The following is a 10,304-nucleotide window of genomic DNA, read 5'->3' as shown; positions in this document are numbered from 1 at the left end:
CGCTCCCAGTAGCGCGCGTTCTGGGTGTCGAAGTCGCGCTGCGCGCGCACGTCCTCGGGCTCGGTCGAGCCGGGCGGGGTCTGGGGCCGGACGGGTGGCTGCGCGCCGTCGTTGCCCGCGAGAGCGTCGCGCTCGGCGATCGCGGTGTCCAGTGCCTTCGCCGCCGTCTCGAACGCGTCGGCACCCTGCTTGAGCTGGTCGGCCTTGCTGGCCATCGCCTGCGCCGACACCACGAAGGACTCCCGAGCCGCGTCCGCGGTGCGTCCCTGGAACGCCTCGTCGTCGCTGCTGGCCATGTCGCCGGACATCCGCTCGAGCTCCTGGCCGATCATCCGGAGCACGTTCTGGCCCTCGATCCACTGCCTCGACGCGGTGCGCAGCTCGACCTGGTTGGCGTGCTCGAGGTAGTCGCGCAGCCGCTGCTGCTGGGGCCCGCGGGTCATGAGTCACCGCCGGTCGGTGCGACGCACTGGCTGGGGGAGCCCACCGTCGGCGTGGCCGCGCAGTCCTCGGCGCGCACGATCAGCCGGTTGATGTCGGCCTCGCTGGTGTCGTCGACGCTGAGGGCACGGCGCCGCATGCCGTCGAGCGAGGAGTGGTAGCGGTGCAGCCCGGTGACCATGTCGTTGATGGCGTCGACGACGTGCTGGCGCGCCTTGCCCGCGTGGCCGGAGCACGTGACGCTCGCCGGTGCACCGCCGAACGCCGTCTGCACGACTGACTCCGGCTTGGAGCTGCTCAGGTCGGCGGCGCTGGTGTCGAGGAACCGCATGATGCGGTCCACGAGCTCCTCGGTGAACCCGAAGGAGCGCAACTCTCCCGCTGTGAACACGTCGTTCCTCTCATCCCCGGTCATCCCGGACCGATCCAGGGGCGATTCGGGCCTACCCGCGTCGCCGAGAAGTCAAACACCTCACGTCTCCCGGGTCCGACGGGCCACTGGATACCGTGGTTCCGGCGCCGCCGGTCCCGCTCGGGTCGGCTCGGAGGCGAACTCGGGAGCGAAGGGTGTGGTGCACGTGTCGAGAGCCGGGCGGGGGCTCAGGTGGGTCGCGACGGGTCTGGTGGTGGGTGTCCTGCTGCTCGGCTGCAGCGACGAGGAACCCCGGGAGCCCGACGAGTCGCCGTCGGCGTCCGACCCGACGACCGGGTCGACCGCGGACCCGACGACCGAACCGACCAGCGAGCCCACCGACGCGACCAGCGAGCCGACCGACGCGACCAGCGAGCCGACCGAGCCGGCCGTCACGCCGGCCGCCGGTCTGCTGCTCGAGGAGGAGACCTCCCAGGTCAACGTCCCCGTGGGGGAGTGGGAGCGGATCCCCGACATCGTCACCTACGCCTCCGCGGCCGGGCACGTGCCCTCGACCCAGGTCATCTCGCTCAGTGACCGCGAGAACTTCGCGTCGCCCGCGTCCCTCGACGAGCAGGTGAAGTTCCACAACCGGACGCTGCCCGAGGGCGCCATCGTCAAGCGCCAGGACAACGTCCTGCTCGACGGCGCGCCGGGCTACTACGTGCAGTGGTGGGAGAAGGGCGACACCAAGATCCAGCACGACATCGGCCTGGACCACGACGGGCGGGTGATCTCGATCCAGATGGACCTCGACCGCGCCGATCCCGCGGCCACCGAGGCACTGGTGGCATCGGTGCTCGCGTCGTTCAGGTGGCGCTAGTTTCGGCTGCGTGACGAGCGGGATCGGCGACTTCCTCGACCTGGCCCACCAGCTCGACGAGGTCGTCGAGTCCGACCACGGCCGCTACCGCAGGTTCGAGGTCGGGGGCCGCACCTTCGGCTACCTGTGGGAGCCGACCCGGACCGTCGGGCTGAAGCAGACCATCGCCGAGCAGCAGGCCCTGGTGGCCGAGCGGCCGGAGGTGTTCGAGGTGCAGTACACGGCCTACGGGTTCGGCTGGGTCGTCGTCCGCCTCGAGGGCGTGCCGCGCGACGAGCTCGCAGAGCTGACCTTCGAGGCGTGGCGGCTCACCGCGTCCGACGCCTTGGTCGAGGCCCGCGCGGACGTGCTCCCGAGCTGAGCCGGCCGCCGTCAGGCGTCCGGCCGGGTGTCCGGCCGGGTGTCCGGTCGCAGCACACGCAGCTGGAGCATCAGCGCGAACCGCTGGTCCGGGTCGTCGAGGTCCACCTCGGCGACCTCGACCACCCGGCGGAGCCGGTAGCGGAAGGTGTTGGGGTGGACGAACAGCGTCCCGGACGCGGTGACCACGTCACCGAAGGCGTCGAGCCAGGCCCGGAGCGTCGCGACCAGGCTGCTGCGGTGGCGCCGGTCGTAGTCGACGAGCCGGGCCAGGGCCCCGCTGGGCCGGTCGCCGCGGGAGGTCGCGAGGTCCCGGAGCTCGAGCACCAGCGCCTCCCCCTGGAGCTCGTCCAGGCGCCCGACCCTCAGGTCGGTGCGGCCCTCCCGCAGCACCCGCAGCGTGCGGTCCACCGCGCTGCGGCCGTGCGCGAGCCCGGACAGGTCGGAGGCCACCGGTCCCACGGCGGCCAGGGTGGGGAGCCGGTCGCCGACCCGGTCGAGGAAGTCCTCGACGATGCGCAGGGCGCGCGCCTCGCCCTGCTCGGACGGCCCGGTCAGGGGCAGCAGGCCGTAAGTCACGCCCCCGATCTCCGCGGCGGCCGAGCGGGCGTGCACCGACCCCAGGTGCAGGGCGAAGGCGTCGCTGAGGCGCCGGCGTTCGTGGACCAGTGAGGCCGCGTCCGGGTCGGCGACGGCCAGGTCGCGTTCGTCGAGGGCGATCCCGAGCACCAGGAGGCGCTGGCCGGAGAGGCCGAGCCGCTCCAGGGCCTCGTGGGCCCCCGGGCCGCCCTCCAGCGCGGAGCTGAGCAGGTCGGCGCGGACCCGGCGCTGGACGTCGGCGCCGGCCCGGACCCGCAGCAGGTGCAGGGCGACCAGCTTGGCCGAGTCGCGCAGCGCCTCGGTGCGCTCGTCGCTCAGCGGTCCGGGGACGGCCGCCCAGATCGAGCCGAGGACCTCGTCCCCGGCGCGGACGGCGATCGCGACCCGCGGCTTGGAGAAGCCCTCGTGCTCGGCGTCGACGGGCTCGATGAAGACCGGTTGCTCGCTGCGGTGCAGGTCGCGGAAGACGCCCCGGTCGGTCAGGATCCGGAAGTACCGCTCCGGCACCTGCCGGCCCAGGATCGTCTCGACCCGGGACGGGTCGGCCTCGTCCTGGCGGCCGGAGAACGCCAGCACCCGGGCGCTGCGGTCCTCGATGGTGACCGGTGCGTCGAGGAGAGCGGCGATCGCGTTGGCGACGGCGAACAGGTCGCCCGAGGGCAGGCCGCCCAGCGACTCCGGCTCCGCGGTGCCGACGTCGCCCTCGGCGAGCACCGAGCGGAGCATCTCGGCCAGGTGGCCCCACGGGGCGCCGCGGCTGAGTCCCAGCAGCGCAACGCCGGCCTCGTCGGCGGCCCGGCGTACGTCGTCGGTGAGCGGGACCGGGGCGCGGACCACCAGGCCGACCGCGCCCTGGCGGTGCAGCTCCCCCAGGAGCTCGACGACCTGGTCCGCGGTCTCGACGCCGACGCCCAGGACCAGGGCCCGCGATGGCAGCACCGGTCGGTCGAGCGGGTCGTGGATGACGACTCCGCCCAGCTCGCCCGCGTGCTCCGGGTCGCCGTGGGCCAGGTCGAGCAGGGTGGCGCCCAGGTCGTCGAGCACCCGGCCGAGGCTGGAGCGCGGCCGGGCGCCGCCCGCGTGCTGCATCCCCCGACCGTAGGTGAACGTCACACGGGCAGCCACTCCGTCGCGGTGGTCACCTCGGCCAGCCGGTCCTCCAGCGGTGCCACCCCCAGGCCGGGGCCGTCCGGCAACCGCAGGTGCCCGTCGTCCAGCACGAACGGCTCGGTGATGTCGCCGGCGTAGTACCGGCCCGAGGCCGAGGTGTCGCCGGGCAGCGTGAAGCCGGGCAGCGCGGCCAGCGCCACGTTGGCGGCCCGGCCGAGACCGGTCTCCAGCATCCCGCCGCACCACACCGGGACCCCCTGGGCGACGCACACGTCGTGGATCCGGCGCGCCTCGAGGTAGCCACCCACCCGGCCCGGCTTGATGTTCACGATCTGGCATGCCCCCAGCCGGAGCGCGGCCGCGGCGTCGCGCGCCGAGGTGATCGACTCGTCCAAGCACACCGGGGTGCGGATCAGCTTGGCCAGGTCGGCGTGGCCGAGCACGTCCTCCTCGTCCAGCGGCTGCTCGATGAGCAACAGGTCGAACGCGTCGAGCCGGGCCAGCTGCTGGGCGTCGGCGAGCGTGTACGCCGTGTTGGCGTCGACCTGGAGCAGCACCTCGTCCCCGAACCGCTCGCGCACCGCTCGGACCGGCTCGACGTCCCAGCCCGGCTCGATCTTGAGCTTGATCCGCAGGTAGCCCTCGTCGAGGTAGCCGCCGACCGCGTCGAGAAGCTCGGGAACCGAGTCCATGATCCCGACCGACACCCCGCACGGCACCCGGTCGTGGACGGCGCCGAGCTCGCGACCGAACGACCTCCCCTCGCTGCGCAGCTCGGCGTCGAGGACCGCCATCTCCAGCGCCGCCTTGGCCATCCGGTGGCCCTTGACCGGTGCCAGCCGGCCGGCGACCTCGTGGGCGCCGAACGGTCCGCCGGCGACCAGTCGCGGGACCAGGAACCGGCGGAGCACGTCGACGGCGCCGTCGACGTACTCCGAGGAGTAGAGCGGCCCGGCCATGGCGACGCACTCGCCCCAGCCCTCGGCGTCGTCGGTCACGGCGCGGACCAGCAGGACGTCGCGCTGGGTCTCGGTGCCGAACGAGGTGCGGAACGGTGCGACCAGCGGCATCGCGATCCGCCGCAGCTCGACACCCGTGAGCTTCATCGTCCGCTCCGCACGACGTACCAGCCGGCCCGGTCGAAGCCGTCGATCCGGCCGCCATGCGCGGCCAGGCCGGTCAGGGCCTCGCGTACGGCGACCCGCCACCGCTGGGCCAGCACCGGGTCGGCCTCCCGGAGCCGTCCGATGTCCGGCGGCACGGCGACCAGCGCGGTCCGGCCCTCGAGCGCCCCGGGTGCGGGGCCGCCGTCGGCACCCACCCCGAGCGCGACGGCGGCCCCGGCCGCGAGCTCGTCCTCGGCGGACGCGCCCACGTTCTGCCCCGCACAGGCCCGGGTCACGTGCGGGTCGGTGAGCCGCCAGCGGACCAGCAGCCGGTCGGAGTCGTCGTCGCCGTTGATGGCGTCGACCATCGGGCCGTAGAAGTTGGGCAGGTACTCCGTCGGGGTGGCGGCCAGCTTGACCAGGTTGAAGTACGCGTTGCGTGCGACCAGCGGGTCGAACGTCCACGCGATCTCGGAGACGCCGTGCAGCAGGGCCCACGACCGCTGGTGCAGCTTGAGCGCGAACCCGATGTGCCGGCCGGTGTCGGAGACGCCCGCGATGTGGCTGTGCAGCGCGTCCTCACCCGGCGCGTGGAAGAAGCCGACGCAGGCCCCCACCAGGCGGTCGCCGTCGAAGGCGCCACCGACGTAGTTGCCGGCCTTGGTGAGGGCCCGGAGCAGCTCCAGGGTCATCGGCGGGTTGTCCGAGCGGCCCCAGATCCCGGTGAACAGGCCCACGACCCCCTCGAGGTCGGCCAGGTGCTCGAGGCTGCGTACCGAGACGCCCGCGGCCCGGGCCGCCGCGTCGGCGGCCTGCACCGCGCGGTCGACCTGGGTCGTGGCCCGCGGTGGCTCGGTCGTCCGGTCGATCACGAGATCCATGCTGGTCGTCTCCTCGGGGGCGGTCATGGTCGGGCCGCACCAGAGGTCGCGACGGTTTTGGTCGGGTCGTCCACAGTGCCGGCCACGGGGTCGGCCAGCAGCTCCTCGAGCAGGGCCCGGAGGAGCGCCGTGCGGCCGAGGAGGGCGTCGACCAGGACGTGCTCGTCCTCGGCGTGCGCCCCGCCGCCGACGGCGCCGAGCCCGTCGAGGGTCGGCGTCCCGACCCCCGCCGTGAAGTTGCCGTCCGAGGCACCGCCCACCGCGGCCCCGCGGAGCGACGGCAGGCCGAGCCGGGCGGCGACCGCGCAGGCGCGGGCGAACAGCTCGGCGGACGCGGAGGACTCGAGCGGCGGGCGGTTGGCGCCGCCGAGCACCTCCAGGGTCGCACCGGGCAGCACCGGGTGCAGCCCCCGCACCGCCCGGTCGACCCGCTCCTGCTCGGCCAGGGTCCGGACCCGGACGTCGACGGCGACCGAACCGGACGCGGGCACGGTGTTGGTGGTCGTGCCGGCCACGGTGACCGTCGGTGTCACGGTGGTCCCGGCCTCGGGGTCGCCGAGGCCGGCGAGGGCCAGGACCTGGTGGGCGAGCTCCACGGCCGCGTTGACGCCGCGCTCGGGCTCGAGGCCCGCGTGCGCGGCACGGCCGGCGACCCGGACGTCGTAGAGCGAGACGCCCTTGCGCTCGGTCTTGAGCGCGCCGCCGTCCGCCGACGCCTCGAGCACCAACGCCGCTACGGCGGCCCGGGCCTCGTCCTCGACCAGGCCGCGGGAGCTGGGGGAGCCGAGCTCCTCGTCGCCGGTCACCAGCAGGGTGACGCCGGACAGCCCGGCCGCGGCCTGGAAGGCCATCGCGAGACCGGCCAGCATGTCGAAGCAGCCGGGCCCGCGCACCACCGCGCCGTGCGGCGAGTCCTCGACGGCGAACGGGCGCCGGGCCAGGGTGCCGATCGGCCACACCGTGTCGTGGTGCCCGAGCAGCAGCACCCGTGCCCCGTCACTGCCGAGCCCATCGCCCAGCCGCCAGCGCAGGTGGGTGCGGCCGTCCAGGACGATCCGCTCGGGAGGTACGCCGAGGCGCGCGGCGCCGACCCGGGCGACCACGTCGGCCGACCGGGCGACCGCGGCGAGGTCGGCCGACGGCGACTCGCACTCGACCATGACCCGCAGGTCGTCGAGCAGGCCGCCGAGCAGGTCTTCGTGCAGGTCTTCGTGCAGGTCTTCGTGCAGGTCGTCGCCCAGCTCCGCGGTCACGGGCCCACCCGTGGGGTGGCGCGGACGCCGAAGTGCAGGTAGCGCTCGCCGGTCGGCAGCTCGTAGAACGTCACGGGTGCCCAGGTCTCGGCCTCGGGCGGCCGCACCGCGAACAGCGCGGGGCCGACCGGCACCAGCGCGTGCTCCTCGACCGGGTCCGGCACCAGCTCCGCCAACGGGCCGGTGAGGGTGGTGCGCAGCAGCGGCCCGTCCGGCCCCTCCTCCACCTCCATGATGACCGAGGTCCGCTCGTAGCGCCCGACGTACGGCGTCACGTCGACCTCGACCGGCTCGGCGGGCGGGGCGAAGCGCTCGGGGACCTGCACGCCGGCCACCTCGGCGAAGATCTCCCGGTAGAGGTCCTCGTAGAGGTCGCGGGTGTGGCCGCCGTTGGTGAGCAGCGCGACGGCCAGCCCGCCCCCGTGGACCGGGTCGGGCAGGACCCGCAGGAAGGCGGCCTGCCCGAGGGTGTTGCCGTCGTGGCCGATCAGCCGGTGCTCGCCCCAGCCGAAGCGGATCCAGCCCAGCCCCCAGGAGTCGCCGAGCACGATCTTGTCCGGCAGGTCCGCCTGGTGCGCGGCCATGGCGGCGGCGCTCTCCTCGCTGAGCACCCGGGTGCCGTCGGCGGCGAGGCCGCCGGTCAGGTGCATCCGGGCGAACGCCAGCACGTCGGCGACCGTCGAGGTCACCAGGCCGGCCGGCCCGATCGACCTCGGCAGCTGCCACGCCGGGGCAGGGGCGAGCTCGCCATCCTGCTCGTCGTGGCCCATCGCGGCGGCGAACATCAGCGCCTCCTCGGGGAGGGTCACGGTGTGGTCCAGGCCGAGCGGCGCGTAGAGCCGCTCCCGCATCGCCTGGTCCCAGGTCTGGCCGGTCACCTTCTCGATGACCCGGCCGAGCAGGGCGTAGCCGGAGTTGCAGTAGGACCACGTGGCGCCGAGCGGGTGGTTCTGGCCGGCCTCGCCGAGCACCTCGACGTACTTCTCCAGGCAGTCGTCGCCACGCCCGGTGTCGGTGAACACGTCCCCGTCGATCCCGCTGGTGTGGTTGAGCAGGTGCCGCAGGGTGACCGACTTCGTCACGTCGGGGTCGGCCAGCCGGAGCTCGGGCAGGACCTCCGCGATCGGGGTGTCCAGGGCGAGGAGTCCCTCGTCGACCAGCGCCATCGCGACGGTCGCGGTCCACACCTTCGTGATCGAGCCGATCTGGAACAGCGCGTCGGTGGTGACCGGCTGCGCCGTGCGCACGTTGAGCACGCCGTACGCCGTGCGCACCAGCTCATCGGGGGCGCCGCCGGGCCCGACCCGGAGCAGGCCGAGCTGGGCGCCGGGCACGTGGTGCCGCTCGGCGAGCCGGGCCAGCCGCTGCTGCCAGTGCGCCTCGTCGAGCCGCGGCCGGCCCCCGCCGGTGGTGTGCTGCTCGATCCAGCCGAGCACCCGCCGGTTGAAGTCGAGGCGCTGGGACGGCCGCCCCAGCAGGATGAAGACGTGCGAGGCGTCCGGGTAGACGACCAGCTGCGTCGGGACGCCGAGCTCGCACAGGGAGGTGTGCCACTGCTGGGCCTGGCTCAGCGGGCAGGTGCGGTCCTCGGCCCCGTGGAGGACCAGGGTGGGCGTGCGGACGTCGGAGACCCTGCTCAGCGGTGACATCGCGGCGTACCGCTCGGGCTCGTCCCACGGCGTCCCGCCGAGCTCGTAGGCGCTCAGGCACAGGTCGTCGCTGGTGCCGTACATGCTCACCAGGTCGCTGACCGTCCCGCCGGCCACCGCCGCCGCGAACCGGTCGTCGTGCCCGGTCAGCCAGCAGGCCATGAAGCCGCCGTAGCTGTAGCCGGCGACCGCGAGCCGGTCCGGGTCGGCCAGGCCGTCGTCGACCAGCTGATCGAGCGGCTCGAGGAAGTCGCCGGCGTCCGCGGTCCCCCACGCACCGCGGACGCCGTCGTAGAAGGCCTCGCCGTACCCGTCGCTCCCGCGCGGGTTCACCAGCAGCACGGCCCAGCCGCGCTCGACCAGCTCCTGGTGGTAGAGGTGGATCTCGTCGGCGGCGGCGTTCCACGCGTTGTGGGGTCCGCCGTGGATGTCGAGCAGCACCGGACGTGGACCCTCCTGCTCCGGGTCGTGCACGAGCCAGGCCTCGACCTCCGTGCCGTCGGAGATCGTGAACGTCCGCGCCTCGCGCGGGTGGTGCCGGACGTCGGCGAGGGGAGCCCCGTGGTCGGTCAGCACGGTCTCGGTGCCGGAGGCCAGGTCGACCACGGCGATCTCGCCGTACGACGTCGGCGTCGCCAGCGCGAGCGCGGCCCGGCCGGCGGTGGCGGACAGCCCCGACACGACCCGCCCGGCCCCGTCCAGCACGGCCCGGGCGTCGCTGCCGTCGGCGGCCACCGACCACAGGTGCGTGCAGCCGCGGTCGCGGAGGCAGAACCAGACCCGGCCGTCGTGCTCCACCGGCAGCCCGCCGGGGTACGCCGGGGCGCCGGCCATCACGTTGCGGTCCAGTGCCGCGGCCAGGTCGGTCGGCTCGCCCCCGGCGAGGGGCACCCGGAGCAGGTGGGCGTGGCCGACCGGGTCGCCGGGGTAGCCGACGACGAGCAGGGCCTGTCCGTCGGGCGTCCAGGTCGCCGCGGCCGCGATGCCGTCGGCGAGAGCGACCACCCGTGGGCGGGCGTGCGGCTCGTCGACGGCCAGCACGTGGACGGGCATCCGGAACCGGTCCGCGGGGCCCTGGGTGAAGGCGATCTCGGTGCCGTCCGGGCTCCACTGCGGCGCGGCGGTGTGCTGACGTCCGTCGGTCAGCTGGCGGACCTCGCGGGTCGCGACGTCGACGACGTGCAGCTGGCTGCGCACCGCGCCGTACATCCCGGCGCCGTCGGCCTGGTAGTCGGTGCCGTCGGACACCATCGGCCCGTCGCCGCCGCCGGTCGGGTCGACCGGGGCGGTGAACGCCAGCCGCCGTCCGTCCGGGCTCCACTGCGGGGCGCCGGCAGCCAGAGGGAGGTCGGTGAGCACCTCGGGCTCACCGCCGGCGGCGTCGAGCACGGCGAGCTGGCCCGCCCGGAGGAACGCGACCCGGCCGCCGTCGGGCGACCAGGTAGGTGCGCTGTCCGACGGCCCGTGGGTGAGCCGGTGGGGAGCGTCCCCCTGGGACGGGTCGGTGCCGACCAGCCACAGCTCGTCGACGTTGCGGTCGTCCTCGACGTCGAGGGTGCGCAGCACGTAGACCACCCGCGACCCGTCGGGCGAGAGCGCCGGCTGGGACGGGACCGCGAGGTCGACGAGGTCCTCGATGCGCAGGCGACGAGTGGTCTGGCTGGTGGGC

General features: G+C 74.5%; 9 protein-coding genes. 2 read left to right on the top strand and 7 right to left on the bottom strand.

What is annotated here, in order from left to right; genetic code table 11:
* Both JHD21_RS16835 and JHD21_RS16830 read right to left on the bottom strand, forming a co-directional pair.
* Positions 1-443, bottom strand: a 443-nt coding sequence (locus JHD21_RS16835) for a hypothetical protein (RefSeq protein ID WP_292677531.1), incomplete at its 3' end; no start/stop codon positions are given.
* Complete coding sequence (locus JHD21_RS16830; RefSeq protein ID WP_292677530.1) at positions 440-832, bottom strand: hypothetical protein; 393 nt, start codon at positions 830-832, stop codon at positions 440-442. The genes JHD21_RS16835 and JHD21_RS16830, both read right to left, overlap by 4 nt.
* A gap of 187 nt (positions 833-1,019) precedes the next feature.
* Between JHD21_RS16830 and JHD21_RS16825 the strand changes: the two genes are divergently transcribed.
* Together JHD21_RS16825 and JHD21_RS16820 are read left to right on the top strand one after the other, a co-directional pair.
* Positions 1,020-1,676, top strand: a complete 657-nt coding sequence (locus tag JHD21_RS16825) for a hypothetical protein (RefSeq protein ID WP_292677529.1) — start codon at positions 1,020-1,022, stop codon at positions 1,674-1,676.
* Between the two features lie 10 nt (positions 1,677-1,686).
* Positions 1,687-2,037: an MmcQ/YjbR family DNA-binding protein gene (locus JHD21_RS16820; RefSeq protein WP_292677528.1), complete on the top strand. Its 351-nt coding sequence runs from the start codon at positions 1,687-1,689 to the stop codon at positions 2,035-2,037.
* 11 nt (positions 2,038-2,048) lie between these two features.
* Here JHD21_RS16820 and JHD21_RS16815 read toward each other — a convergent pair whose 3' ends face one another.
* The 5 genes from JHD21_RS16815 to JHD21_RS16795 all read right to left on the bottom strand — a co-directional run.
* Positions 2,049-3,725 carry a helix-turn-helix domain-containing protein gene (locus tag JHD21_RS16815; protein ID WP_292677527.1) on the bottom strand — a complete coding sequence of 559 codons (1,677 nt, stop codon included), beginning with the start codon at positions 3,723-3,725 and terminating at the stop codon, positions 2,049-2,051.
* 20 nt (positions 3,726-3,745) lie between these two features.
* Positions 3,746-4,852 carry an o-succinylbenzoate synthase gene (menC, locus tag JHD21_RS16810; protein ID WP_292677526.1) on the bottom strand — a complete coding sequence of 369 codons (1,107 nt, stop codon included), beginning with the start codon at positions 4,850-4,852 and terminating at the stop codon, positions 3,746-3,748.
* On the bottom strand, positions 4,849-5,733 hold the full coding sequence (locus tag JHD21_RS16805; RefSeq protein WP_292677525.1) for a GNAT family N-acetyltransferase: 885 nt from the start codon (positions 5,731-5,733) through the stop codon (positions 4,849-4,851). Before JHD21_RS16805 ends, menC begins: the two co-directional genes overlap by 4 nt.
* A gap of 23 nt (positions 5,734-5,756) precedes the next feature.
* Positions 5,757-6,986: a M20/M25/M40 family metallo-hydrolase gene (locus JHD21_RS16800; protein WP_292677524.1), complete on the bottom strand. Its 1,230-nt coding sequence runs from the start codon at positions 6,984-6,986 to the stop codon at positions 5,757-5,759.
* Positions 6,983-10,304 (bottom strand): serine hydrolase (locus tag JHD21_RS16795; protein WP_365696282.1); only part of this gene is annotated, 3,322 nt, incomplete at its 5' end. The genes JHD21_RS16800 and JHD21_RS16795, both read right to left, overlap by 4 nt.

This window comes from Nocardioides sp., assembly GCF_016462705.1.
Lineage (GTDB): Bacteria > Actinomycetota > Actinomycetes > Propionibacteriales > Nocardioidaceae > Nocardioides.
Note: the sequence above shows the minus strand (reverse complement) of the source record. Positions and strands in the feature narration are given on the sequence as shown.

Bases quoted from the DNA above. Each gene is read 5' to 3' on its own strand.
- menC (WP_292677526.1), bottom strand. From the start codon at position 4,852: ATGAAGCTCACGGGTGTCGAGCTGCGGCGGATCGCGATGCCGCTGGTC.
- JHD21_RS16805 (WP_292677525.1), bottom strand. From the start codon at position 5,733: ATGGATCTCGTGATCGACCGGACGACCGAGCCACCGCGGGCCACGACC.
- JHD21_RS16815 (WP_292677527.1), bottom strand. From the start codon at position 3,725: ATGCAGCACGCGGGCGGCGCCCGGCCGCGCTCCAGCCTCGGCCGGGTG.